This is a genomic window from Aliiroseovarius sp. F20344 (assembly GCF_023016155.1).
Classification (GTDB): Bacteria; Pseudomonadota; Alphaproteobacteria; order Rhodobacterales; family Rhodobacteraceae; genus Aliiroseovarius.
The window spans coordinates 1,230,604-1,257,441 of the sequence record NZ_JALKBG010000008.1; the positions used below are offsets into that span (position 1 = coordinate 1,230,604).

Annotated in this window: 22 protein-coding genes; 12 read left to right on the forward strand and 10 right to left on the reverse strand. The window is 56.6% G+C overall.

Going from position 1 to position 26,838, the window contains the following annotated elements:
- Positions 1-86: 86 nt before the first annotated feature.
- Positions 87-1,565, reverse strand: a complete 1,479-nt coding sequence (locus MWU55_RS15035) for a carboxypeptidase M32 (protein WP_246937430.1) — start codon at positions 1,563-1,565, stop codon at positions 87-89.
- Between the two features lie 2 nt (positions 1,566-1,567).
- Positions 1,568-2,716, reverse strand: coding sequence for a heme A synthase (gene ctaA / locus MWU55_RS15040; protein WP_246937432.1), 1,149 nt, complete (start codon positions 2,714-2,716; stop codon positions 1,568-1,570).
- A gap of 196 nt (positions 2,717-2,912) precedes the next feature.
- Here ctaA and gyrA point away from each other — a divergent pair, with 196 nt between their 5' ends.
- The 4 genes from gyrA (at position 2,913) to gluQRS (ending at position 8,688) form a co-directional block, all read left to right on the forward strand.
- Positions 2,913-5,645: a DNA gyrase subunit A gene (gyrA, locus tag MWU55_RS15045; protein WP_246937947.1), complete on the forward strand. Its 2,733-nt coding sequence runs from the start codon at positions 2,913-2,915 to the stop codon at positions 5,643-5,645.
- Positions 5,646-5,741: 96 nt separating this feature from the next.
- Positions 5,742-6,131, forward strand: coding sequence for a VOC family protein (locus tag MWU55_RS15050; RefSeq protein WP_348646241.1), 390 nt, complete (start codon positions 5,742-5,744; stop codon positions 6,129-6,131).
- Between the two features lie 357 nt (positions 6,132-6,488).
- Positions 6,489-7,832, forward strand: a complete 1,344-nt coding sequence (gene trmFO, locus MWU55_RS15055; protein ID WP_246937436.1) for a methylenetetrahydrofolate--tRNA-(uracil(54)-C(5))-methyltransferase (FADH(2)-oxidizing) TrmFO — start codon at positions 6,489-6,491, stop codon at positions 7,830-7,832.
- A gap of 16 nt (positions 7,833-7,848) precedes the next feature.
- Positions 7,849-8,688 carry a tRNA glutamyl-Q(34) synthetase GluQRS gene (gene gluQRS / locus MWU55_RS15060; RefSeq protein ID WP_246937438.1) on the forward strand — a complete coding sequence of 280 codons (840 nt, stop codon included), beginning with the start codon at positions 7,849-7,851 and terminating at the stop codon, positions 8,686-8,688.
- 57 nt (positions 8,689-8,745) lie between these two features.
- Here the strand turns inward: gluQRS and hisI are convergent, their stop codons facing one another.
- A complete protein-coding gene (hisI, locus tag MWU55_RS15065; RefSeq protein WP_246937440.1) occupies positions 8,746-9,105 on the reverse strand; it encodes a phosphoribosyl-AMP cyclohydrolase in 360 nt (119 codons plus the stop codon).
- A 70-nt stretch (positions 9,106-9,175) separates the two neighbouring features.
- Here hisI and MWU55_RS15070 point away from each other — a divergent pair, with 70 nt between their 5' ends.
- A complete protein-coding gene (locus tag MWU55_RS15070; protein ID WP_246937442.1) occupies positions 9,176-9,619 on the forward strand; it encodes an iron-sulfur cluster assembly scaffold protein in 444 nt (147 codons plus the stop codon).
- Between the two features lie 214 nt (positions 9,620-9,833).
- Here MWU55_RS15070 and MWU55_RS16575 read toward each other — a convergent pair whose 3' ends face one another.
- From MWU55_RS16575 to ligA, 3 genes are all read right to left on the reverse strand, one after another.
- Entirely contained in the window at positions 9,834-9,956 is a 123-nt protein-coding gene (locus tag MWU55_RS16575; protein ID WP_281501873.1) for a hypothetical protein, read from the reverse strand.
- 131 nt (positions 9,957-10,087) lie between these two features.
- On the reverse strand, positions 10,088-12,178 hold the full coding sequence (gene recG / locus MWU55_RS15075; RefSeq protein WP_246937443.1) for an ATP-dependent DNA helicase RecG: 2,091 nt from the start codon (positions 12,176-12,178) through the stop codon (positions 10,088-10,090).
- Entirely contained in the window at positions 12,178-14,307 is a 2,130-nt protein-coding gene (gene ligA / locus MWU55_RS15080; RefSeq protein ID WP_246937445.1) for an NAD-dependent DNA ligase LigA, read from the reverse strand. The genes recG and ligA overlap by 1 nt, the downstream gene beginning before the upstream one ends.
- A 211-nt stretch (positions 14,308-14,518) precedes the next feature.
- Here ligA and MWU55_RS15085 point away from each other — a divergent pair, with 211 nt between their 5' ends.
- Positions 14,519-15,265, forward strand: coding sequence for a DUF502 domain-containing protein (locus tag MWU55_RS15085; protein WP_246937448.1), 747 nt, complete (start codon positions 14,519-14,521; stop codon positions 15,263-15,265).
- Entirely contained in the window at positions 15,262-15,891 is a 630-nt protein-coding gene (locus MWU55_RS15090; RefSeq protein ID WP_246937450.1) for a LysE/ArgO family amino acid transporter, read from the forward strand. The genes MWU55_RS15085 and MWU55_RS15090 overlap by 4 nt, the downstream gene beginning before the upstream one ends.
- A gap of 5 nt (positions 15,892-15,896) precedes the next feature.
- On the opposite strand, the gene MWU55_RS15095 is transcribed toward MWU55_RS15090, so the two are convergent.
- Both MWU55_RS15095 and MWU55_RS15100 read right to left on the reverse strand, forming a co-directional pair.
- Positions 15,897-16,949, reverse strand: a complete 1,053-nt coding sequence (locus MWU55_RS15095) for a patatin-like phospholipase family protein (protein WP_246937452.1) — start codon at positions 16,947-16,949, stop codon at positions 15,897-15,899.
- Between the two features lie 3 nt (positions 16,950-16,952).
- A complete protein-coding gene (locus tag MWU55_RS15100; protein ID WP_246937454.1) occupies positions 16,953-17,738 on the reverse strand; it encodes a 3-hydroxybutyrate dehydrogenase in 786 nt (261 codons plus the stop codon).
- 351 nt (positions 17,739-18,089) lie between these two features.
- Here MWU55_RS15100 and MWU55_RS15105 point away from each other — a divergent pair, with 351 nt between their 5' ends.
- Together MWU55_RS15105 and arsB are read left to right on the forward strand one after the other, a co-directional pair.
- Positions 18,090-19,910: an extracellular solute-binding protein gene (locus MWU55_RS15105; RefSeq protein WP_246937456.1), complete on the forward strand. Its 1,821-nt coding sequence runs from the start codon at positions 18,090-18,092 to the stop codon at positions 19,908-19,910.
- Positions 19,911-19,998: 88 nt separating this feature from the next.
- Complete coding sequence (gene arsB / locus MWU55_RS15110) at positions 19,999-21,018, forward strand: ACR3 family arsenite efflux transporter (protein ID WP_246937458.1); 1,020 nt, start codon at positions 19,999-20,001, stop codon at positions 21,016-21,018.
- A gap of 7 nt (positions 21,019-21,025) precedes the next feature.
- Here arsB and MWU55_RS15115 read toward each other — a convergent pair whose 3' ends face one another.
- Complete coding sequence (locus MWU55_RS15115) at positions 21,026-21,652, reverse strand: XRE family transcriptional regulator (RefSeq protein WP_246937461.1); 627 nt, start codon at positions 21,650-21,652, stop codon at positions 21,026-21,028.
- A gap of 21 nt (positions 21,653-21,673) precedes the next feature.
- Between MWU55_RS15115 and MWU55_RS15120 the strand changes: the two genes are divergently transcribed.
- The 3 genes from MWU55_RS15120 to MWU55_RS15130 are packed head-to-tail and all read left to right on the forward strand — an operon-like array spanning position 21,674 to position 25,215.
- Positions 21,674-23,275 (forward strand): class I adenylate-forming enzyme family protein, encoded by a 1,602-nt coding sequence (locus tag MWU55_RS15120; RefSeq protein WP_348646242.1) that lies wholly within the window; start codon positions 21,674-21,676, stop codon positions 23,273-23,275.
- Positions 23,276-23,329: 54 nt separating this feature from the next.
- Complete coding sequence (locus tag MWU55_RS15125; RefSeq protein ID WP_246937463.1) at positions 23,330-23,998, forward strand: DsbA family oxidoreductase; 669 nt, start codon at positions 23,330-23,332, stop codon at positions 23,996-23,998.
- Positions 23,995-25,215 (forward strand): multidrug effflux MFS transporter, encoded by a 1,221-nt coding sequence (locus tag MWU55_RS15130; protein WP_246937465.1) that lies wholly within the window; start codon positions 23,995-23,997, stop codon positions 25,213-25,215. The genes MWU55_RS15125 and MWU55_RS15130 overlap by 4 nt, the downstream gene beginning before the upstream one ends.
- 33 nt (positions 25,216-25,248) lie before the next feature.
- Here MWU55_RS15130 and betB read toward each other — a convergent pair whose 3' ends face one another.
- The gene (gene betB, locus MWU55_RS15135; protein WP_246937467.1) at positions 25,249-26,709 is read right to left on the reverse strand and encodes a betaine-aldehyde dehydrogenase; all 1,461 of its coding nucleotides are present in this window, start codon (positions 26,707-26,709) and stop codon (positions 25,249-25,251) included.
- Between the last annotated feature and the right edge of the window lie 129 nt (positions 26,710-26,838).

Here is a 26,838-nt window from a genome sequence, read left to right on the forward strand (position 1 = left end):
AACTCGACCTTCGACCGATTCTCAAACAAATGGATCGGGTACGAGAATCGGTGCCTTATTTTGTGTAAAACCATGCGGTTATAAATTCAGCCGAAGTAAATGCCTTCGAATTTGGCTTCCAGGTATTTCAACAGCGGCTCGACTGAAATCGATTGTCCCGTCGCATGCTCGATCGTCTCGCGCGGCGTGCGCAGGCTGCCGTTGCTCTGTAACTTCTCAGCCAGCCACGCGGTGGCATAGGTCGCATTCCCGCCTGCCAACTGTGCGTCAAGCTTAGGAAGATCGCCACGCAACGCATCATAGAGGCAGCCAGCATAGATGTTGCCAAGCGCATACGTCGGGAAATAGCCAAACAATCCAACTGCCCAATGCACGTCCTGCAATACTCCGTTCGAGGCCTTGTCGACGTCATAGCCGAAATCTGCTGCAAACCGTTCGTTCCACGCGGTTTCAAGGTCAGCCACATCCAACTGTCCCCCGATCAACCGCCGTTCCAGATCAAAGCGCAGCATGATGTGCAGGTTATATTGCACCTCATCCGCTTCGGTCCGGATGAAGCCTTTTTGCAGGCGGTTGACCATACCATAGAAAGCCTCGGCATCCGACGCTGGCGTTTTGCCGAACCGTCTCTCCATTTGGTCAAACAGCCAACCTGTGAAGGCACGCGAACGGCCCAATTGGTTCTCATAGATGCGCGACTGGCTTTCATGCACCCCCATCGAGGCTCCGCGCCCAATGGGCGTCAGAAGATACGCTCGATCGATATTCTGCTCATAGCAGGCATGACCAACCTCGTGGATGGTCGAATAGAAGCAATTGAACGGGTCTTCCACGCTTGTGCGCGTTGTGATGCGCACGTCCAAGCCAGAACCCGAGCTAAACGGATGCACCGCTTTGTCGATACGCCCGTGGTTCAGATCATATCCAAAGGTCTTTGCCAGCTTGCCCGACAGCTTCAGTTGCTTCTTTTCAGCCCAATTTCCCACCAGGATCTCGGGCTGATTTGACGCGCCCAACGCTTTGTCGCGCAAAGTCACCAATCTGGGGCGCATCGCATCAAAGAGCGTTTGAATATCGTTCCCAGAGATACCTGGCTCGTAATCATCCAGCAGCGCATCATAATGGTCACCGCCACCAGCCAAAGCGCTGGCTTCCTCACGGCGCAGCTTTACCACCTCTTCCAGAACGGGTTTGAAAGCCGCAAAATCATCAGCCGCCCGCGCTTCGGCCCACTTCCCCTGCGCGGCCGAGGTTACACGGGCAAGCTCTGCCGCCAAGGACACCGGAACCTTATCCGCACGATCACGCGCCCGGCGGATTTCGCGCACTTGCGCCCGCCCGACATCGTCCAAACTGCTTTCATCAATCGCCTCAAGCCATTCGCTGACACCCGGATCATTGCGCCGCGCGTGCAGCACTTTCTCCATCGCGGCCATTTCCTCGGCCCGCTGCGCCCCTGCCCCATTGGGCATCACAGTTTCCTGATCCCAGCCCAGCCGGCCAGCAACCTCACCCAGAGCTTGCGTGTCGCGGGCGAATTCCAACAGCTTTTCATATGCAGTCATGGTCAGCTCCGAATTGATTGCTCAGCAGGATAGCCTGAAAGGAAGCGCGCATTGATGATCAAGATCCATGTCAGGATCGCGCCAATCTGATGGGTGATGGCCACGTGCAAGGGTGACGCCTGCAATACAGTTGTGATCCCAAGCACCGCTTGCGCACAAATCATGACACAGGCCAGCGTAAAGCCCATGCGCACCATTTGATTGCCGGACTTACGAGACACGCGCCAGACCACCACCGCATAGATCACAAGCAGATAGCCCACCATACGGTGCATAAACTGTACAAGCCCGGCGTTCTCAAACAGGTTGCGCCAGATTGGGGTGATGTCAAACGCATCTGGCGGGAAGAACTGTCCGCCCATCCAAGGCCAGTCCACAAAGGACCGCCCTGCATCAATGCCCGCCACCAACGCGCCCAGAAGGATTTGCAGAAGCGCCAGATGCATCAGCCCAGTGCCCATTCCAAAGAGCTTTAACTCCCGCAGACGACGGGCGGCCATCAGGCCCGCTTCTTTGCGCCCCAATAGAAGTATGTACCAAGCAATGATGCCCAGAATGACAAACGCCAACCCCAAATGCACAGCAAGACGGTACGAGGCCACGTCGACGCGATCCCCCGTCAGGCCTGAGGATACCATCCACCAGCCGATGGCCCCTTGCAGCCCGCCAAGTGCACCCAGAAGCAACAATCGCCCGGTCCAGCCATTCGGGATCTTACGCGCGGCCAGAAAACCAAAGAAGCCAATTGCCCAGACCAGTCCGATGAATCGGCCGAGCTGACGATGGCCCCATTCCCACCAATAGATCGTCTTGAACGCCTCAAGGTCCATATGACCGTTTTGAAGCTTGAACTCAGGGATTTCCTGATACTTCGCGAACTCCGCTTCCCAAGCGGCCTGATCCATCGGCGGCATCGCACCTGTGAATGGGGCCCATTCAGTGATCGACAGTCCCGAATCCGTCAACCGAGTCAGTCCACCTACCACAACCATCACAGCCACCAGGGCAAAGAGCAGCATCAACCACAGGCGAATGGCGCCACGCGCGCCTCCTCCGCCTGATCCACGCTCGATTACACCGGTTTTAGGGGTGTCTCGTTTCTCGGGCGTTGCATCGCTGACGTCTTCAAAAATGCTGCGGGGCTTGGACATGTGGCTCTCCGTTTCGCGTTTGCGCGATAATGGCCTTGGCAAACAAGAATGCCAAGGGGCCAATCTGACCCACGTGGTGTAAAAAAATGCGCTGAAACTTCCTCAAACCAGCCCTTTTGGTTGCCCCCATATCAGGCGTTCTGTTAGAGTGGCGAGACCTATATATAGTGTGAAACGCACAAAAACGGCGGACAACGTGACAGATACCCCTGATACCCCGGAAAACATGGACGAAATGCCCGAGCGCCCAGTCTATGACGGCCCTCAGATTTCCATCGAAGAGGAAATGAAAAGCTCATATCTCGACTACGCGATGAGCGTGATCGTGAGCCGGGCGATTCCTGATCTTCGTGACGGTTTGAAACCTGTCCACCGTCGCATCCTCTATGCGATGTATGAAACCGGAAACAGCCACGACAAGCCGTATCGCAAATCGGCGCGTCCGGTGGGCGACACGATGGGTAAATATCACCCACATGGGGACAGTGCGATCTATGACGCGCTTGTGCGTATGGCGCAGCCCTTTTCGATGTCTCTGCCGCTTTTGGACGGCCAAGGTAACTTTGGTTCGATGGACGGGGATAATCCGGCGGCCATGCGGTACACCGAAGTGCGGATGGACAAGCCTGCGGCCTCGCTGCTGGCGGATATTGAAAAAGACACCGTCAATTTCCAGGACAACTATGACGGCAAGGATCTTGAGCCGACCGTCCTGCCTGCCCGTTTCCCGAACATGTTGGTTAATGGCGCTGGAGGTATTGCCGTGGGTATGGCCACCAACATCCCACCGCACAATCTGGGCGAAGTGATCGACGCCACGCTGGCTTTGATCGAAGACCCAGACCTGTCTTCTGAGGGCTTGATGGACTACGTGCCCGGCCCCGATTTCCCGACCGGCGGCATCATGTTGGGCCGTTCCGGTGCGCAAAAAGCCTATTTAGAAGGCCGTGGCAGCGTCATCATGCGCGCCAAGACCCGGATCGAAGAGATCCGCAAAGACCGCTATGCGATTGTTTTGGACGAGATCCCCTATCAGGTTAACAAAGCCACGCTGGTCGAACGTATTGCCGAAGGCGTGCGTGATAAGAAGCTTGAAGGCATTTCTGCCGTTCAGGATGAAAGTGACCGGATCGGTGTCCGCGTGGTTGTCGAACTGAAGCGCGATGCGACACCCGAAGTCGTTTTGAACCAACTGTTCCGCCACACGCAGATGCAGACATCATTTGGCTGCAACATGCTGGCCCTGAATGGCGGGCGTCCTGAACAACTGACGCTTCGCGATTTCCTAAGCCATTTCATCACCTTCCGCGAGGAAGTTGTGACACGCCGCACGGCCTATGAGTTGCGCAAAGCCCGCGAACGCAGCCACATCCTGTGTGGTTTGGCCGTTGCTGTGTCAAACGTGGACGAGGTCGTTGCGACCATCCGCTCCTCGCAAGACCCCGCAGATGCGCGCGCCAAGCTGATGTCGCGTCGCTGGCCCGCCGCGGATATCGCGGAATATATCCAGCTGATCGACGATCCGACCCACAAAATGAACGAAGACGGGACCTATAACCTGTCCGAGACACAAGCCCGCGCCATTCTTGAGCTGCGCTTGCAACGTCTGACTGCCATGGGTGTGAAAGAAGTCACGGACGAGCTGCAAGAGCTGGCTGCCAAGATTCGCGACTATCTGGACATCCTGCGGTCCCGTGAACGGATCATGTCGATCATCTCGGACGAACTTCTTGAAGTAAGGGAAGCCTTCGCCGTTCCCCGCCGCACACAGATCGTCGATTGGTCTGGCGATATGGATGATGAAGACCTGATCGAACGCGAGGATATGGTTGTCACCATTACCTCGACTGGTTGGGCAAAACGCACGCCTCTGGCCGATTTCCGCGCGCAAAAACGTGGCGGCAAAGGCTTATCTGGCATGCAGACCAAAGACGAAGACGTGATCACCACGCTTTTCGTGGCCAACACGCATACTCAGCTTCTGTTCTTCACCGATGACGGTATGGCTTATAAGCTGAAGACCTGGCGCCTGCCCCAAGGTGGTCGGACCGCCAAAGGCAAGCCTTTGGTTAACATCCTGCCCATCCCAACCGGTGTTTCAATTGCGGCCATCCTGCCCGTCGACCGGGACGAAGATGAATGGGATGACCTGCAGATCGTCTTTGCGACGTCCAAAGGCTCGGTCCGTCGCAACCGACTGTCAGATTTCACCAATGTGAAAGCCAACGGCAAAATTGCCATGAAGTTCGAGGGCGACGACGAAGGCACCCGCCTGATCAACGCCCGCATCTGTGATGAGAACGACGATGTGATGCTTGTCACCTCGGGCGGTCGCGCCATTCGCTTCCCTGTGACGGATGCACGTGTGTTTAACTCGCGCGCCTCGACAGGTGTGCGTGGCATCAAGCTGGTGAATAAAGGGGACGAGGTCGTCTCGGCCTCAGTCATCCGCCATTTCGAAGCCACACCGGATGAACGCACCGCATTCATCAAGCGTTTCCGCACCGAACTTGGCAGTGACTCGGACGATGACAGCAGCGAGGACATCGCGGGCGATCTGTCCGAAGACCGCTATCAGGAAATGCTGGCCGCCAATGACCTCCTGGTCACAATCAACAAAGGCGGCACTGGAAACCTGACATCCAGCCACGATTACCGCGTCAGCGGCCGTGGTGGTCAGGGTGTTGCTGCCATGAAAGGCGGCGAGATTGTTGCCTGTTTCCCGATTGAGATCGAGGATCAAATCATGCTGGCCACGTCCAAAGGCCAATCGATCCGCTGCCCCGTTGACGGGATCAGCTTCCGGTCACGTGGCGCTGGAGGCGTTAAGGTCTTCAACACCGGCAAAGGCGAAGAAGTCGTCTCGGTCGCGCGGATTGTTGAGCAGTCTGAAGATGACGATGCCGAGGCATCCGGCGACGAAGAATAATATCTGATGCGTGACCCAGCGATTGGGTCACGCGTCACCTGCCCCTCTAAGTGACTTTGGCAGACAAGAACACTTTGCCTGAATTAGGAGGGTATGATGAACCGTCTGGCATTGGTTACCTTCCTAACAGACGACTACGACAAAGCCATTGCCTGGTTTCGGGATGCGCTTGGGTTCGTTCTGCTGGAAGACACAGACATGGGCGGCGGCAAACGCTGGGTGCGCATGGCCCCGACCAAGGACGCTGACACGGCTTTTCTGATTGCCCGCGCCATCGGTGAACAGGTTAAAGCGATTGGTCGTCAGGCCGGGGGCCGTGTTGGCCACTTCCTGTTTACGGATGATTTTGATCAGACCTACGCACAGATGCGCAAATTTGGTGTTTCATTTCGCGAAGAGCCCAGAAATGAACCCTATGGTAAAGTGGTCGTGTTTGAAGACTTGCACGGAAATCCGTGGGATTTGATGCAGCCTTTAAACAGTTAGTCTTTGGGTTTTGAGCAAAGCTAGATGCGCAGCGCATCGGCATATTTAGGATGCAATCTGCAATATATCGTTTGCTTCCTTAATTTTGCCGCATTTGACCATATAGCTTCTCAACTATAGCGCGTTTAGGAAAGGTGGCAGATCATTGCCTAGTCGAAAGATGACGATGGACGTCATCCATCCGGTTCTACAAGATCGTCAAAACTGAATACTCTTTCCTTTCTGACCCACCCCACCCCAATTGTCAGAAGGGACGTCCCCGATTACCGGGGCACGGGTGATATCCCCTCACCCGGAAAAGCCCGCCATCCCCATGGCGGGCTTTTCATTTCTTAGGTGATGCCCTATCTGCGGGTCATGACAGATAAGACAATCCATATTGTCGGAGGCGGCATGGCCGGTTCCGAAGCAGCATGGCAAGCGGCGCATATGGGCGTCGATGTTGTGCTGCATGAAATGCGCCCCAAGGTCGAAACCTTCGCCCACCAATCCGGTGATTTCGCCGAGATGGTCTGCTCGAACTCATTCCGATCTGATGACGACGAACAAAACGCTGTGGGCCTTCTGCATTGGGAGATGCGCCAAGCCGACGGTTTGATCATGTCCAGCGCGGACAATCACCGCCTGCCCGCTGGTGGCGCGCTTGCTGTCGATCGCGAGGCCTTCGCCCAACACGTCACAGCCAAACTGCGCGCACTTCCAAATGTCAGCGTGGAATACGGTGAGGTCACCGAGCTGCCAACAGACGGCAACTGGATCTTCGCAACAGGGCCCCTTACCTCGCCAGCACTTGGTGAAGCGATTGCCAATGAGACCGGCGCAGAACGGCTGGCTTTCTTTGATGCCATCGCCCCCATTGTCTATGCCGACAGCATCGACATGGACGTGGTCTGGGCGCAATCGCGTTACGACAAAGGCGAGACCGAGGAAGAACAGAAAGCCTATTTGAACTGCCCAATGACCAAGGACCAGTATGAGGCATTCATTGATGCCCTTTTGGCCGCGGATAAGACCGAGTTCCACGAGGGCGAAACTGCCACCTATTTCGACGGCTGCCTGCCAATCGAGGTGATGGCCGAGCGTGGCCGCGAGACATTGCGCTTTGGTCCAATGAAACCCGTTGGACTGACGAATGCCCATAAACCAGATGACAAACCCTATGCGGTTGTTCAGTTGCGGCGCGACAATGCGCTTGGGACATTGTTCAACATCGTCGGCTTCCAAACCAAGATGAAATACGGTGCGCAGTCTGAGGTGTTTAAGACCATTCCTGGTCTGGAAAACGCCTCCTTCGCGCGTCTGGGTGGCATCCACCGCAACACATTCATGAACTCCCCCACGTTGCTGGACAATCAGATGCGGCTGAAAACCCGCCCCAACCTGCGCTTCGCAGGTCAGGTGACAGGTGTAGAAGGCTATGTGGAAAGTGCCGCCATGGGTTTGCTGGCCGGTCGCCTTGCAGCGGCCGAAATCCTGGGCCATGACGTCCCCACTGTGCCGCAAGACACGGCCATGGGCGCGCTGATCCACCACATCACCGGAGGCGCGGACGCCAAGACCTTTCAGCCGATGAATGTAAACTTCGGCCTCTTCCAACCCGTGGACGGGTTGAAAGGCGGACGTCGCGGCCGCAAGGATCGCTACAAAGCCTATACAGATCGTGCCAAGGCCGAATGGTCTGACTGGCTGAGCAACTTCTGATAAAGACTGGGCGTACATGACGGATTTTATCACCAGATTTGCGCCCAGCCCCACTGGCCCCCTGCATCTTGGGCATGCGTATTCTGCGCTTCTGGCGCATGATATGGCACACGCAGCCGGCGGTAAGTTTCTGCTTCGGATCGAAGATACTGATATCGATCGCTGCCGCCCGGAATGGGAGGCACTGATCTATGAGGATATGCATTGGCTTGGCCTTACCTGGGAAACACCAGTCTTGCGCCAATCCGAGCACCTGTCAGATTATCAGACCCACCTTATGTCGCTCGCAGATCGCGGGCTGATTTACCCCTGCTCCTGCTCACGCAGCGACATCCGCGCCGCTTTGTCGGCCCCTCAAGAAGGCGTAGCATCGCCGCAAACCTATCCCGGAACCTGCCGACATCGTCCAATGTCGGATCGCGAAACCGGTGACGCGCTTCGTCTCAACATGGAAGAGGCTGTAAAACAAGTCGGCGCTGTTTCGTTCGAAGAAACCGGGGACGCCTACAAAGGGTGCCATCTGCTCGATCCACAACGGCTGATCAATGAAATCGGAGATGCCGTTCTAGGACGAAAAGAGATTGAAACCGTCTCCTACGTGTTGGCGGCGGTCATTGATGACGCAGCACAGGGAATGACACATGTCGTTCGAGGGGAAGATTTGTATCAGATCACATATCTGCAAACCCTGCTTCAGGCGCTGCTCGGCCTCCCCACACCCATCTACCACCACCACCGCTTGATCCGGGACGAAAGCGGCAATCGCCTTGCCAAACGGGACGATGCGCGCGCGATTTCTACCTATCGTGCCGAGGGCACAACACCGGAAGACATCCGAAAGATGGTTGGGCTTTAACTCTTTTTCGTGTCGTAGATATCATTCGGGGTCCGGGGGGCAAAACCCCCGGGGCGCTTACGCCATCGGCTTCATCAGCTCAACTTCTTCCCCGTCACGCACGGCCATATAAAAACACGAGCGGCGGTTGGTGTGACAGGCTGCGCCAGTTTGACGGATACGGACCAGCAGGCAATCGCGGTCGCAATCAAACCGGAAATCTACCAGTTCCTGAACGTGACCCGAGGTCTCTCCTTTAATCCAGAAAGACTGGCGCGAGCGCGACCAATAGGTCACGCGACCGGTTTCCAACGTCTTCTCCACGGCCTCTTGGTTCATCCAAGCCATCATCAAAACCTCGCCGGTCTCGTCATCTTGCGCGATGGCGGGGATCAGACCCTTGTCATCAAACTTCAGCTGGCTCGCATCAAATTTCATAGCCCGTCCTTTTCTTTCCGATGGCGCGCTTCTATGTAGATCGGATATCCGCCCGACGAAAGGCCCCGCAATGAGCGACAATGACCTGATCCAGCTGTATTCCAAGCAAATTCTGGCTTTGGCCGCGTCTATTCCGCATCAGACGGCTTTGGAGGCCCCCCAAGGTCAGGCAAAATCCCGCTCGCCTCTTTGCGGCTCCATGGTGGCGGTTGAGCTGTGCGTAGATGACGATCACGTGTCTGCATTCTCGCAAAATGTGAAAGCCTGCGCTTTGGGCCAAGCATCGGCGTCGATCTTGGGCAAGGTTGTGGTTGGGTTGGATCAAAACACTTTGCAGCGCGGTCGCGACCAGCTTTCAGCCATGTTGAAAGAAAATGGCCCCGTACCTTCAGCCCCATTTGAAGGCTATGAAGTGCTTCAGCCCGCGCGGGAGTTTAAAAACCGACACGCTTCGATCCTTCTTGCCTTTGATGCCACGCTCGAGGCGATCGACGCGGCAAAAGCCAACGCATAACCCCCGCACAAAAAAACCGCCGCGCTCCTGGCAGGGAGGCGGCGGAAGTGACGCGGCACTGGTCATCCAATTAAGCGTCGGTAAGAGGCTAAAAAACCGACAGGCAGGTGACGGGCGGTACACCGTCGAAAGCATCGTGAAGGTTTCGGGACAGAAACGCTTCTGGGACATGATGCGGGATCAGACCATCCGCAGGCAGAAACTGAATTCCGGGTTAAACCATCCCCGGCAGATGCAAAGCGCCCAGAAGAAGCACAAGCAATGAGATCGCCCCAAGCGTATCCGACACAATAGTAGTCGTGGATCGGGACAGTGCGATTTTCACATCGTTCAACATGGGGTTCTCCTGCTCTCAGTCTTTTGGGCAACGTGTGTCGCTGCATCCGTGTTGCTATTTTGTTCGCATATCACGGAACGGTTTGTAAAGAACTTTTTAAGAACATTTGTGAACTTTTGAGAACAAAAGCGCTAACCCACTGAAATCAAACGGATCGCTTCGTCCTGTCGCATGAGCCAAAGAAGAACACGTGCGGCGTGCCCGCGCGCCGTGCTCAGATCCGGGTCTTGTTGCAGCAACAGGCGCGCATCTTTTTGGGCCACAGCCATCAATCCCGCCTGATGTTCCAGATCCGCAACCCAGAATCGGGGAAGACCTGATTGCGCCGTGCCCAGCACATCCCCTGCGCCACGCATTTCCAAATCGGCCTCTGAAATGACAAACCCATCTTCGGTGTCACGCATTACCGACAGACGCTTTTCTCCGCCTTCGGTCAACGGGGATTGATACATCAACAAACAGGTCGAGGCCGCCTGCCCGCGCCCAACACGTCCGCGCAACTGGTGCAACTGTGCCAGCCCGAAATGCTCGGCCCGTTCAATCACCATGATCGAGGCATTGGGCACATCCACCCCCACTTCAATCACAGTCGTCGCGACCAGAAGTTTCGTTTTGCCTGCCACAAAATCCGCCATGGCCGCGTCTTTTTCGGACACGGGCATCTGGCCATGCACCAAACCGACGACACCTTCGCCTAGTTCAGCGCGCAAGTGCTTGAACCGTTCTTCGGCGGCGGTCATGTCCATGACCTCGCTTTCTTCAACCAGCGGGCAGACCCAATAACATTGCGCCCCATCAGCGATCGCATTTCGCAAACGGTCCACCACTTCATCCAATCGCCCGGTGTTGATCAGCACGGTTTTAATCGGCTTTCGCCCCGGTGGTTTTTCATCCAGAACCGAGACATCCATGTCGCCATACTGCGCCAAAGCCAGACTGCGCGGGATCGGGGTGGCAGTCATGACAAGCACGTCAGACGCTTGCCCTTTCGCCCCCAGTTCCATCCGCTGCGACACGCCAAAGCGGTGCTGTTCGTCCACTACGGCCAAACGAAGGTCTTGAAACTCCACATCTTTCTGGAACACCGCATGGGTTCCAACAAGAATGTGAATGTTGCCATCTTTCAGGGCCTCAAGCTTGCGACGACGCTCTGCACCTTTGTCACGACCGGTCAGGATTTCTACGACAACTCCCGCCTCATCCGCCAAGGGACGCAACCCTTCAAGATGCTGACGGGCCAGAATTTCGGTCGGCGCCATCATCACGCCCTGCCCGCCCGCTTCAACCGCGATCAACAGCGACAGCAGCGCAACCAGTGTCTTACCGGCCCCCACATCGCCTTGCAGCAAGCGGTTCATCCGGGTGCCCGCGGCCATATCGGCGGCGATTTCCTCGACAGCGCGCGATTGCGCCCCTGTTGGCTTATAGGGCAAGGCCGCCAACACCTTGTCACGCAACGTGCCTGTTCCAATGCTGACCCGCCCTTTGCCGCGCCGAACCGTGGCCCGCGCCAAGGCGAGCGTCAGTTGGTGGGCGAAAAACTCGTCATAGGCCAAACGGCGGCGCGAGACGGTTTGAGGCGATAGATCATCCGGCCCTTCAGGCGTGTGGGCCTGCATCAATGCCACATTCCAATCGGGCCAATGCTCCCTCTCTTTCAACGCTGGATCGATCCAATCTTGCAAGATCGGCAAACGGCTTAGAACATCCCCAACACCTTTCATAAGGGTCTTCCCGGTGACGCCCGCCGTCAGTCGATAGACAGGTTCGAAATCCGGGATCTGTGCAGCCTCGGCTGGGGGAAGGATAAAATCTGGATGCACGATCTGCGCATTCCCGTCGAAGTGTTCGACCTTGCCCGAGATCACCCGCTTTGCCCCTTCGGGCAGCTGTTGCTCCAACCAGCGCGCATTGGCGTGGAAAAACACAAGCTCGAACGTGGTCAGAGGATCGCTGACCTCGACCCTGTAGGGTGCGTTGCGTGATCTGCCCGGGCGATGAGCGTTCACCTCAACCTCGACGGTCGCCATGTCACCCGGCTGCACTTCGGTGACCGAGGCGCGAAACTTGCGGTCAATCCCGGCATGCGGCAACCAGAACAGAAGGTCACGCGGCAAGGTAATACCCAAGCCTTCCAAGGCCTTAGCTGTTTTCGGCCCAATGCCGCCAAGCGTTTCAAGCTCGGCAAACAAAGGAAACAGTATTTCAGGCCGGGTCGACATTACGCATCCCCAATCAGCTCAAGCCAGCCATCTTCATCGATGGTTTCAACCCCAAGATCAGCTGCCTTTTTGGCCTTGGATCCAGCCCCCGGCCCGGCCACCAGAAGGTCCGTCTTGCCAGATACCGAGCCCGAGACCTTGGCTCCAAGCGCCTCGGCCCGCGCCTTGGCCTCGGCCCGGGTCATCTTTTCAAGCGAACCGGTGAACACAACGACCTTGCCCGCAACTGGGCTGCCATCGGATTTCGGGGCTTCGACGGGTTGTACATCCAACTCTGCCACCAAACGATCAATCGAGGCGCGTTCACGCTCTTGCGCGAAAGCCGCGACCAGCGAACCCGCCATCACCGTCCCGACACCGTCGATCGAGACCAGATCGTCCCATTCGGGCGTATCGGGTTTGGCCGCAGTCACAGCGGTCTCGAACGCCTCCCACGTGCCATAATGGCGCGCCAACAGATTACCTGCACTTTCGCCAACGTGACGAATGCCAAGCGCAAATATCACTTTATTCAAAGGGATTACGCGCCGTTCTTCAATCGCATCAAAAAGCTTCTCAGCGCTTTTGTCGCCCCAGCCATCTCGGTTCTTCAATCGTGCCAACTGCCCCGCATCGCGGGTTTTCAGCGTGAAGATATCGGCGGGTTCACGGATCGGCAGGCCTTCGTCGTGATAGAACATCTCGACCTGTTTTGCACCCAGCCCATCAATGTCGAACGCACCGCGCGAGACAAAGTGCTTCAGTTTCTCAACCGCCTGCGCGGGGCAAATGATGCCGCCGGTGCAACGGCGCACCGCGTCCCCTTCATCCCGGATCGCATCTGACCCGCATTCCGGGCAGGTCTGCGGAAATTCATAGGGCAGCGCCTCGGCTGGCCGCTTGGACAAATCCACGTCTGAAATCTTTGGGATCACATCCCCGGCGCGATAAACCTCGACCCAGTCGCCCACACGGATATCTTTGCCGTCGCGGATCTGGGCGCCCGTGTTGTCGCGACCTGCAATGTAGTCTTCGTTGTGAAGCGTGGCGTTGGACACCACCACCCCGCCTACGGTCACCGGATGCAACCGGGCAACCGGGGACAACGCGCCAGTGCGCCCAACCTGAATGTCGATGGCTTCCAGCCGGGTCCACGCTTTTTCGGCGGGGAACTTATGCGCAATGGCCCATCGCGGCGTGGTGGAGCGGAACCCCAGACGCGCCTGCAAAGACAGGTCATCCACTTTGTAGACTACCCCGTCGATATCATAGCCCAGCGTGGCGCGCTGCGCTTCGATCTGTCGGTAATGCGCCAACAGCGCGGCACGATCGGTGAAACGTTTGGTCAGGGGATTGGTCTGGAACCCAAGTTCCTCCAATCGGGCCACAGCCCCCATTTGCGTCTCTGCCAGCGGCGCGGACAAGGCCCCCCACGCATATGCGAAGAACCGTAGTGGGCGATCCGCAGTGATCGAGGCATCCAACTGGCGCAAAGACCCAGCCGCCGCATTCCGAGGGTTGGCGAAGGTTTTGCCGCCTCGCGCCGTGTATCGCGCATTCAAATCGGCAAAGTCGTCATGCGACATGTAGACCTCGCCGCGCACCTCAAACACATCGGGAGCCTCGTCAAGAACCTGCGGTATATCTTTGATTGTTAAAGCATTTTCCGTGACATTCTCACCCACGGAACCGTCACCCCGCGTGACAGCATGCGCCAGTTTCCCGTTTTCATACCGGATCGACAGCGACAACCCGTCGATCTTCGGCTCTGCTGTAAACGCAAGCGGAGCGTCAGCGGCCAGACCAAGGAAAGATCGAATGCGGGCCTCAAACTCCTCGACATCTTCGTCACTGAACGCATTGCCCAGCGACAGCATTCGCACTTCATGCGCAATCTTCCCAAACCCGTCTGACGGCGCGGCCCCCACCTGATCCGAGGCACTGTCGGCGTGTTTCAGATGCGGGAACCGTTCTTCAATTTCGGCATTGCGGCGTTTGGCGGCATCATAGTCTGCGTCCGAAATCTCGGGCGCGTCTTTGCCGTGATAGGCCAAATTTGCGCGCCCAAGCAGCTCTGCAAGCCGCGCAAGCTCTTCTTGTGCTTGCTCAACGGTCAGTTCGGAAACGGCAATCTGGCTAAGCTTGCTCATCTTGGGTTGGCACCTATTGGATTGATCACTTCTAAAAGAGATAGGCGCATCCACGATACGACGTCCACCCCCTACCCGACCAGATCATGTGCAAGTCCTTGAAATTCCGCGACCCGATCGGACCGAAGGATACAAATAGATAACACGTGCTATTGCCGATCCGGCCCCAAGCACATAAGTTTTACGCGAGAAGAAATGGGAACCCTCCTACATGAACGAAGAAGACGACCACCACAGGCGCAAGTGGCGCCCCTTTACCGGTCTGCGCAACAACTTCCTTGCGGGCCTCGTGGTCGTGGTTCCCATTGCCATTACCATGTGGATGATCTGGACCTTCGTTGGCTGGATCGATAGCTGGGTTCTACCCTTTGTACCTGCCTCTTATCATCCTGATGCGCTGATCGATTGGCTGTTTGGTGACAGCGAATGGTTCAAGATGCTGTTTGGCGAAGACGTGCGCGTGAATGTACGCGGTCTTGGCGTTGTGGTGTTCCTGATCTTTACCGTGCTTGTGGGCTGGATCACGAAAGGTTTGATCGGACGTTCTTTCCTGGCTTGGGGGGAACGGGTGGTCGATCGCATGCCGGTCGTACGGTCGCTTTACAACGGATTGAAACAAATCGCGGAAACCGTGTTCAGCCAATCCACAGATACCAAGTTCGACAAAGCCTGCCTTGTTGAATACCCACGCAAAGGCATCTGGGCGATTGCGTTCATTTCAACCAAAGCGAAGGGTGAAGTGGATGCGCGTATTCCGGTGAACGAGGATATCATCTCGGTCTTTCTGCCAACGACGCCGAATCCGACTTCTGGCTTTTTGCTGTTCGTTCCGCGCCATTCCGTGGTCGAGTTGGACATGACGGTCGAAGATGCCGCCAAACTGGTGATCTCAGCTGGGCTGGTTTATCCGAACTCCAAGGATCCTTCTGAACCTGTTGAAGGCGAAGAAAACGCATGAGCTTTGCGCCAGGTTTAACCGGGTTTGCCACTGGCTTTTCGCTGATCTTGGCGATCGGAGCACAGAACGCATTTGTGTTGCGTCAAGGTTTGATGAAGCAACACGTCTTCTGGCTGTGCCTGTTTTGCGCAGCCTCTGACGCGCTTTTGATCGCTGCAGGCGTTGCAGGTTTCGGCGTCCTGGTCGAGGCGCTGCCCTCCCTTCCGCTTGTCATGGCCCTTGCTGGCGCCGCCTTCCTAATTGTCTACGGGTTGATGCGCTTTCTGGCCGCATGGAAAGGCGACTACGCGATGGAGATCGCAGGCCAGTCACGCGGGCTTTGGGCGACCTTGGCGATTGCCGCGGCTTTCACTTGGGCGAACCCGCATGTCTATCTGGATACGCTGGGATTGATCGGGGCGATCTCGACGTCGTATGCCGATTGGGACGCGCGCATCATCTTCGGTGCCGGTGCCGTAATTTCCAGCTTCGTTTTCTTTTTCTCGCTGGGCTATGGCGCACGTTTCTTGGCACCTATCATGCAAAAACCCGCCTCTTGGCGGGTTCTTGATGTGATCATCGGCGTGGTTATGTGGGCCATTGCCGCAAAGCTTTTGCTTGGCATGGTGAACGGCACGCTACACTAGCCCTGTCAGCTGAACATCTCTTCCAGATCAACCGTGCTGTTTGTGTTCAGATCATCCCGGTGCGCGGACAAAAACGTCTTTGCGGCGGCCCTTCCCGCCTCTTTCAAACGGGACAACATCACAGCCGTCGGGATCAGCTTGGTCGCAATCGACAGATCCCGCATAAGCGCGTCATCCGAGATCATGTGAACCAAGATATCCCGCATCTGATCAGACGACATCTGCCCTTCCGAAATCAGACGTTTCACAAATCGGATCGCACGCAACTCGCGCAGGAGCGACGAGTTAAAGCTGATCTCGTTGATGCGGTTCTGAATGTCCTGCCCCGTGGTTGGCACATCCGGTCGGAACAACGGGTTGATATTCACCACAACCAAGTCTGCAGGAAGCGCGCGATCGAACAGCGGGAACAGAGCTGGGTTTCCAGTGTAGCCCCCATCCCAGAAGGCCTCTACCTGACCGGTCTTGGGGTCTTCCAGTTCCACGGCTTGAAACAAGGTTGGCAGGCATGCGGATGCCAAAATCGCTTCGGTCGAAATCTCGTCGCCCTGAAACACCCGAATTTTGCCCGTTCGAACGTTGGTTGCTGACACAAAAAGCCGCGGGCCGGTTTTGGCGCAGACCTGATCGTAGTTGAACACCTCAACCACCGGTTTGAGCGGGTTCGCATAAAACGGGCCATAGGCATAGGGGCTGACCACACGGCTGGCCATATCTGCCCACGCGAACACGGGCGTCGCTTCGAGCGTTTGACTGATCAGATCGCTTTGCGGGACAAACTGCGCAAACCAAGTGGTCAGACGCAGGTCATTCACACCAGCAAGCCGGTGCCACAACGCATCAAGGGCCGCACGGGCCGCATCGCGATCCTGCCCCTTGCCATCTGACACAAGCCCGGCTTTCAACGCGGCACCATTCAGTGCCCCTGCTGACGTGCCGGAAATCGCGGCGATCTCGATCCCTTCATCTTCCAGAAGGCAATCCAGAACGCCCCAGGTGAAGGCACCATGGGCCCCGCCGCCTTGCAAGGCCAGATTGATCCGCTTGGGAGATGCCATGATTTACAGTGCCGTCCAGCCGCCATCGACCGAAATGGTCGTGCCGGTGATTTGTGCCGCCGCGTCCGAACATAGGAAGGTCGCGGTGCCGCCCATCTGCTCAACCGTTGCAAAGTCTTTCGAGGGCTGGCGGGCCAACATAACTTCGCGAACCACCTGATCGCGGTCCATGCCGTGTGTTTTCATCTGATCCGGAATCTGGCTTTCCACCAGCGGGGTCAGCACATAGCCGGGACAGATCGCATTCACTGTGATCGGGTCTTCAGCGGTCTCTAGCGCGACGGTTTTGGTCAATCCAACCACACCGTGTTTGGCAGCAACATAGGCCGACTTATAGGGGGATGCGGTCAAGCCATGCGCCGACGCGATGTTGATCACCCGCCCCCATCCATTTGCGCGCATTTGCGGCACGGCAGCCGCCGTGGTGTGAAAAGCCGAGCTCATGTTGATCGCGATAATGGCGTCCCATTTCTCAACCGGGAAGTCTTCCACCGGGGCCACATACTGAATGCCCGCGTTGTTCACCAGAATATCGCAGCGCCCGGCCTTCTCAACCAATGCGCGGCAATCCGCAGCTTTGGACATATCGGCCTGCACATACCGCGCAGTCACCCCAAATTCCTGCGCGATGGCATCGGCAATGGCGTGGTCTTCCGGCGAATCGGTGAACGAGTTCAAAACGACATTTGCCCCTGCCCGCGCCAGTTCCCGCGCGACCCCAAGCCCAATGCCGGAATTCGATCCCGTAATGACAGCAGTTTTACCTTCCAACGACGTAGTAATGGCCATGTTTGCGTTCCTTATCCACCAAGTGAAATCTGTTGCAGTGCAGCATAACGCAAGGAATCCAAGGCACCAGTGCTTTCAACGGGGGAAAAACCGTTAAGGAATCACCCGATTCTTCACTACGAGCTGAACAGGAGTTGATTTGATTTCCGAACAGGATTCGCCATAAAAAAAACGCCCGCACAAGGCGGGCGTAAAGTTATTGAGGCAGGTTTCATACAGGCAAGAAACCTATCGAGCAGTGCATTCTTTATAAGCGGTTAGGCGCCTTTATCCAAGCTAAAAGTTTGAAAAGACGGATTTCCGCCTCTAGTCTTTCCCAAACAAATCAGGGACGTGAAGGATTGTTGCGCCATGAGAACAAATATAACCCAAAAGCTTCGTGGAATAATCGCAACGGGTGCGATTACGCTTTCTTCGGCGTTTGCCGTACAGGCAGAACCCATGCACGGCATTGCGATGTATGGCACACCTGCCCTGCCCGCTGATTTCACCGCACTGCCGCATGTGAACCCTGACGCCCCCAAAGGCGGGCGCATCACCTTTGCCGAGGCCGGGGGATTCGACAGCCTGCATCCCTACATCCGCAAAGGCAGCACTCCATGGCAGCTGCGCTTTATGCTCGCCGAAAGTCTGATGGGACGTTCCTATGACGAACCCTTCACGCTTTACGGTCTGCTGGCAGAAAGCGTCGAAACTGATGACGCACGCACGTGGGTCGAATTCACGTTGCGGGAAAATGCCCAATTCTCGGATGGCGCCCCTGTGACGGTGGAAGATGTCATGTGGTCTTACGAGACACTCGGCACCAAAGGTCACCCGCGCTACCACGGGGCTTGGGGCAAAATTGCCTCGATGGAGAAAACTGGGCCACGCTCGATTAAATTCACGTTTAACACCGAAGACCGCGAACTGGCTTTGATCCTTGGTATGCGCCCAATCCTGAAGAAAGCACAGTGGGAGGGTAAGGATTTCGAAGCCTCCGGCGTTGATGTTCTGCCGATCACCTCTGGCCCTTATGTGATTGGGGATTTTGAACCGGGTCGTTATCTGACGCTGAAACGCAATCCTGACTACTGGGGCAAAGATGTGCCCTTCATGCGCGGACAAGCCAACCTGGATGAGATACGATTTGACTATTACGGGGATGGCGGTGTGACCTTTGAGGCTTTCAAAGCCGGAGAAGCCAACACCCACCGCGAAACAAACGAACATAAATGGGCAACGCAGTTCGACTTCCCTTCCGTCCAATCGGGCGACGTTGTGATGTCTGACATCCCACATCAGCGCCCCACCGGCATCAAGGGCTACGTGATGAACACGCGACGTCCGGTCTTTGAGGATATTCGCGTGCGCGATGCAATGATCCACGCCTTCAACTATGAATTCGTGAACCAGACCATTCATGGCGGCACCAAGAAACGCATTCAATCGTTCTTCCACAACTCGGTTCTGGGTATGGAGCCCGGCACTGAGGCCAGCGGCAAAGTGCGGGCACTTCTTGAGCAGTTTGCGGGTGACCTGCCCGCAGGTGCGATCGAAGGTTATGCAGTACCCACATCAGATGGGTCCGAGCGTAATCGCGCGGGCATCCGCAAGGCGATGGGCCTGATGGAAGAGGCCGGTTGGACGGTCCAAGACGGCGTTATGAAGAACGCCGCCGGCGAGCCCTTCACCTTCGAGGTGCTGCTGAAAACTGGTGCTGATGAGAACCGGCAGGAAATCGATATCTTTGTTGCGGCCCTTTCGCGTCTGGGCATTTCGCCGACCGTCACCTCAGTCGATAGCGCGCAATACAAAGAACGGACCACCGCATTTGACTTCGATATGGCCTATTACTGGCGCGGGCTGTCTCTGTCGCCGGGCAATGAACAAAAGCTCTATTGGGGTGCAGGAAGCGCCGATACAGAAGGCTCGCGCAACTGGATGGGTGTGACCAATCCGGCGATTGACGGGTTGATTGACGCGATGCTGACGGCAGAAGATCAGGATGGGTTCCGCGCCGCTGTAAAGGCCTTGGATCGCGTATTGACCGCAAGCCGATTGGTTATTCCGTTGGGATATAACGACAGGTCCCACATCGCCCACGCCAAACAACTGCACTTCCCTGCCCGCATTCCGATGTATGGCGACTATCTTGGGTTCCAGCCCGAAACATGGTGGTGGGAAGACTAAGACGTCCCTCACTGGCGCTTAGCGCTTGAACTGACATCGGGCGGCGGCTACCGCTATGCGCAACACAATTTGCCGCCCGGAGGTCACCATGGGTCTATTCGAACGTTACCTGTCACTTTGGGTGGCCCTATCGATCATCGCAGGCGTTGTGCTGGGCAACATCGCACCTGATCTATTCGCAATTATCGCTGGGTTCGAGGTCGCGCGGGTCAACCTTGTGGTTGCCGTGCTGATCTGGGTGATGATCTATCCGATGATGGTGCAGGTCGATTTTGCCTCGATCAAGGATGTGGGCAAACGGCCACGTGGGTTGGTGCTGACACTTGTCATCAACTGGCTTGTGAAACCCTTCACCATGGCAGCCCTTGGGTGGCTTTTCTTTCGCGTTCTGTTCGCTGGCCTCGTCGATCCCGAAACCGCAAGCGAATACATCGCAGGCATGATCCTTTTGGGGGTCGCGCCGTGTACCGCCATGGTCTTTGTCTGGAGCCAACTGACCAAAGGCGACCCGGCTTATACACTGGTACAGGTCAGCGTGAATGATGTGATCATGATCTTCGCCTTTGCCCCAATCGCAGCCTTTCTGCTTGGTCTGACCAATGTCACGGTTCCTTGGGAGACATTGCTGCTGTCCGTGGTGCTTTACGTGGTTTTGCCATTGGTCGCAGGCATCCTGACACGGCGCAGCCTTGCGACAAAGGGTGACGCGGCCCTTGCGGGCTTCCTAGCCCGGCTAAAACCATGGTCCATCGTGGGTCTGCTGGCGACGGTGGTGTTGCTGTTTGGCTTTCAGGCACAAACCATCTTGGCGCAGCCGCTTGCTATCGTGTTGATTGCTGTGCCCCTTATGATCCAGACCTATGGGATATTTGCCATCGCTTACGGCGCGGCAAAGGCTATGAAGCTGCCCCATAACATCGCAGCCCCGGCCTGTATGATCGGCACCTCAAACTTCTTTGAGCTGGCTGTGGCCGTTGCGATCTCGCTGTTTGGCCTGAACTCTGGCGCTGCGCTAGCAACTGTAGTCGGAGTGCTGGTCGAAGTGCCCGTAATGCTATCGCTGGTTGCCTTCGCAAACCGTACGCGTCACTGGTTCCCGACCGCGTAACTCGCGCTTAGGTCAGCGAGGTTACCCAAAGGATCAGCGCATCCTCTTCGCTGATCGAGATGAGATTATGGCCCATCGACGCGTCATAGTAAGCGCTGTCGCCCCGACGCATCTCAACCGGTTCATAGAATTCGGTGATCAGGCGCACAGCGCCGGTCAACACATAGAGGAATTCTTCCCCATCATGGCGCACCCAGCCATCAAATTCATCAAACGACCGCGCACGCACGCGGGCACGATAGGGCAGCATGGTTTTCTTGGTCAGCGCGCCTGCCAGCATCTCGTGCTCATAGGTCGCCGTCGGGTGGGCTGCACCCTCGCCCGATTTGGTAATCGCCATGCGGCCTGACACCTGCGCGGACTTTGGCGCGGTGAAGAGCTGCGGTACCGAGATCTCAAGCCCAACCGCAAGCTTTTTCAGCGCTTCATAGGTGGGCGACATCTGACCGTTTTCGATCTTCGACAAGGTTGACCGGGCAAGCCCCGCCTGCCCTGCAGCCTGCTCCAACGTCCAACCGCGCGATTTGCGCAGATCCCGCACCCGTTGCCCCAGATCCAACGGGCTGGGATCAGGCACATCTTCACCGGTTTCGCGCGCAAGCTTGATCAGGCTGGGTTGGTAAGGCTTCGTCATGCCCCTTGAATACAGACAATTGTGGGTGATGCAACCACGCGGCTTGCATCCGGTGCGATCCCTTGGCACATCAGAACCATGATCTCGGAAATACGCCCCTTAAATCCTCTGCCCCCAGCGCCAGTGCCGTTCAACATGGCACACTACGTTCTGCGCCATGCCGCCAAACTTGGCGACAAACCCGCGTTAGAGATCCTATCTGCCGATGGCGCTGAAGATACACAGTGGAGTTATGCCCAGCTTGAACGCGCGGTTCAGGGCGTCGCAACAGGGCTTCTGGATCAGGGCCTGTCCCCCGGAGATCGCGTTTTGCTGCGCTTAGGCAATAATGTGGACTTTCCGCTGGGCTTTCTGGGCGCAATCGCGGCGGGTCTGGTGCCGATCCCCAGTTCATCGCAACTGACCGAGGCTGAGATCACCAAGATGGCGGATCTTGTCACGCCCTCTTTGATCCTTGCCGATCCCGGCATCGCGTTGCCTACCACCTGCGCCTGCCCGGTGATTGATACCAAGACGCTTCACAGCTTTGCTGAGTTGCCTCCTGCCAGCTTCCATCAAGGGGAACCCGAACGACCCGCATATATCATCTTCACCTCAGGCACCTCGGGGCAACCGCGCGCCGTAGAACACGCCCATCGTGCCATTTGGGCCCGTCAGATGATGTGGGACGATTGGTACGGCATCTCGCAAAATGATCTGATCATGCATGCAGGCGCCTTCAATTGGACCTATACGCTTGGCACCGGATTAATGGACCCTTGGTCCGTTGGTGCAACCGCTCTGATCCCGGCGGCTGGCAGCAAGCCTGAACAACTCGCCGTACTGTTGAAACGATCACAAGCCAGCATTTTTGCAGCTGCGCCGGGCATTTACAGACAAATGTTAAAGCACAACTTGCCCGCGCTACCACGCCTTCGTCATGGATTGTCTGCCGGGGAGAAACTGCCCGACGTAACGCGCGCACATTGGGAAGACCAGACAGGCACCCCCGTGCACGAGGCCTTTGGCATGTCGGAATGCTCGACCTTCGTATCTGGCGCGCCTGCGCGACCCGCACCCAATGGCGCGCTGGGCTTTGCGCAATCGGGACGGCATTTGGCCATTCTGTCCGAAGACGGGACACCCCTTCCCCTGGGCCAAGCTGGCATTCTGGCGATACATAAAAGCGATCCCGGATTGATGCTGGGCTACTTAAATGCCCCAGACGCCACCCAAGACAAGTTTCGGGGCGACTGGTTTTTAACAGGTGACAGCGCATCCATGTCCGAAGATGGCGCGATCTTTTATGAAGGCCGGTCTGACGACATCATGAACGCAGGCGGTTTTCGCGTCTCACCGATCGAGGTCGAGGCCGCAATGGTCAAACACCCCGGCGTGCAAGATGCAGGATGTATTGAAGTTTCCGTGAAAGCCGATGCATCGGTGATCGGTTGCTACTATATCCCCACGGCTGACCCTATTGACGAAAGCGAACTGACCCGCCATGCGCATGCCCTGCTTGCACACTACAAATGCCCACGGCTGTTCACGCCCGTCGACAGCCTGCCAAGATCCACCAACAACAAGCTCTCACGCGCGATTTTGCGCCTATCGGTTGAGGAACCTTCTAAGGATATCTCCTGACCTCTTCCCAATTCTCTCAATCCCAGATAGAGCTTGTCGCCATAGGAGTTTTATATGATCCGCTTGGATGTTTTCTCTGACCCGATTTGTCCTTGGTGTTACATCGGAAAAACGAGATTAGATTACGCATTGGAAACACGCCCTGAACACCCATTTCAAATTCAGTGGCACCCGTTTCAGCTTAATCCCGAAATGCCGCCCGAAGGCATGGATCGGCGTGAGTATCTGGAAGCTAAATTTGGCGGCCAGCAGAAAGCTGTCAAAGCCTATATGCCAGTGATCGAAGAAGCTGCAGCCTCGGGGATCGAAATGAACCTTGAAGCGATTAAGCGTACGCCCAACACGATGAATGCACATAGGCTGGTCCATTGGGCCGGGCTTGAAGGCAAGCAAAACGCAATCGTAGACCGGCTATTTCGCGCTTATTTTGTTGATGGTCGCGACCTTGGAGACCAAAAAGTGTTATGCGATATCGCTGCCGGTGCTGGCATGGATGCCGATATGGTCGCGCGGCTGATGGAGTCGTCCGCAGATGCCAGTGATCTTCTGGCCCGCGACATGGACGCCCGCAAAAAGGGTGTCAACTCGGTGCCCACATTCGTGATTGCAAACCAGCACGTTGTCCCCGGCGCGCAGCCCATCAAACTGTGGCAGCAGGTGATCGACGAAATCACGGAAGAATTGAAAGACGACGGTGCGAACAGCGAGGCATCAACTTCGTGAAGCCACGCACCTTCCCTCCGGTTAAACCGCTGCATCTGCGGGAGTATGTGCTGCTGATCGCAGCGCTGTTTTCCATGGTGGCGTTTTCAATCGATTCCATCATGCCCGCGCTGCCAGAGATTGCATCAACGATGGTGCCGGAAGACGTAAACCGGGCGCAGCTTTTGATCAGCTCTTTCGTCATTGGTGCGGGCGCGGGCCAGCTTATTTTCGGGCCGCTGTCTGACACAATCGGCCGGCGGTATTCGTTGGCTTTGGGCATGATCCTGTACATGCTGGCAGCTTTTGCCGCGCTTTGGGCCCAATCGCTTGAGGCCTTGCTGTTCTGGCGCTTTGTACAAGGCGCCGGTGCTGCAGGGCCACGCACCTGCGGGATGGCAATGACACGTGATCTTTATGAGGGGCGTCAGATGGCGCGGGTCAACTCGATGGCCTTTACCTTCTTCGTGCTGGTGCCCGCAATTGCCCCGTTGATCGGCCAATGGGTCGTTTTGGGATTTGGCTGGCGGCATATGTTCACCACCTACATCCTGATGGCTATTGCTATTCTGACGTGGTTCTTACTGCGCCAACCGGAAACCCTGCCACCCGAGCGCCGCAGGCCCTTGTCCCCAAGGCCGACATTTGAAGCATTTGCGATTGTCATGAAGACCCGTGTGACGCTGATCTATATGGCAGTCATCACCTTTGCCTTCGCGCAGCTTATGGCCTTCATCAGCTCGGCCCAACAAATCTTTGTTGATGTGCTTGGTACAGGCACGAAGTTTCCGCTCTATTTTGCTTTGATCACGGTCTTCTCAGCGGCATCCGGGATGCTGAACGCACAGTTGGTGATGCGCATTGGCATGCGTCGTCTGGCGCAGGCGGGGTTTGCCGCACAGACCGTACTGGCCGGGATCACTCTGATGTATTGGTACGTCTACGAGCCGCAAGGGGTCACCGCCCTGATCATCTTCTGTCTTTGGGCAACCACTCTGTTCTTCCTAAACGGGCTGAGTTTTGGCAACTTAAACGCCCTTGCCATTCAACCGCTTGGTCACGTTGCCGGAACCGCCAGCGCAATTATTGGGGCGCTACCAACAGTTACCGCCATTGCCATTGCCGCCCCCATTGGGCTGAGCTTCAACGGCACCCCCCTGCCACTGATGATCGGCGTCACAATATGCTCGGGCCTAGCTTTGGCCATTATGCGGCTGGATCGGTACAATAACAGCTAGGTTTCAGGGCAGACAAAGGCTTGCCCCGAAATACTAAAACGGCGCTTCCAGATCACTTAAACGCACGTAAACAGTCTTCAATTCGGAATAGTGCTCGATCGCGGCTTTCGAGTTCTCGCGACCAACGCCCGAGGCTTTCGAGCCACCAAATGGCGCTTCGACTGGCGCGTCATTATAGGTGTTGATGTAGCACGTGCCCGCCTCGAACCCGGCAACAACGCGGTGGGCGCGGGTCAGGTCATTGGTGAAGACGCCTGCGGCCAAGCCGAACTCTGTGTCATTGGCACGGGCCATAACTTCGGCCTCATCTTCAAAATCCAGTACGGACATGACAGGACCGAAGATCTCTTCGCGTGCGATGGTCATGTCATCGGTCACGTCGGCAAAGACCGTGGGCTGCAAAAAGAAGCCATTCCCTTTGACGCGCGATCCGCCATAGGCCAGACGCGCGCCCTCTTCTTTGCCCTTTTCGATGTAATTCATCACGATGTTTAACTGTCCTTCGCTAACCATCGGCCCGAACGAGGTTTCAGGGTCCAGCGGATCACCAATAACGGCCCCGTCCAAACGTTCAGCCAGACGTTTGAGGAACGCTTCTTTGATACCCTTCTGAACGAAAACACGCGTCCCGTTTGAACACACCTGCCCCGACGAATAAAAGTTCCCAAGGATCGCGCCCGACACAGCGTTCTCGACATCCGCGTCATCAAAAATGATCATGGGCGACTTGCCACCCAGCTCCATCGTGACATGTTTCATGCCTTCTGCAGCAGCGGCGTATACCTTGCGACCCGTCGGTACAGATCCGGTGAGCGAGACTTTGGCCACGCGCGGATCAGTGACCAGCGCAGCCCCCACATCGCCGTAGCCCTGAATGATGTTGAAGATGCCTGCAGGCGCACCGGCTTCCATCAATATCTCGGCCACTTTCAGCGCGGAAAGAGGCGTGGTTTCCGATGGCTTAAAGATCGACGTGTTGCCGCAAGCCAGCGCAGGTGCCGCTTTCCAGCACGCGATTTGGGTTGGATAATTCCACGCACCAATCCCCACGCAAACGCCAAGCGCTTCGCGGCGGGTATAGACGAAATCCCCTTCTGGCATCTGGATATGCTCGCCGGTCAGAGACGCGGCCAAGCCGCCGAAATACTCCAGCGCATCCGCGCCCGAGGTTGCATCCGCCACGCTAGTTTCCTGATATGGCTTGCCGGTATCCAGTGTCTCAAGCACCGACAGATCGTGGTTGCGTTCGCGGATGATGTCGGCGGCACGGCGCAGGATGCGGCCCCGTTCCGTCCCGGTCATCGCTTCCCAATCGGATTGCGTTGCCTTTGATGAAGCGATGGCTTTCTCGATGATTTCCGGGGTGGCTGAGTGCAGCTTGGCAATCACCTCGCCCGTTGCGGGGAAGATAACGTCGATTTCAGCACCTGCTGTGTCTTCAACATATTCGCCATTGATGAAGTGGCTGGCTTGAGGTTGCGCGCGCATGGTCACTGCCTTTCGAAAGCGATCCCATAGGTCGATGGGATTCGTGGTTCTGATCGGTTTTGTCCAGTTGTGTCATGGGCGATCAGGGTCTTCTACTCAAAAGGCGACAGAAGACTGCCTGCCTTCGACCTTATC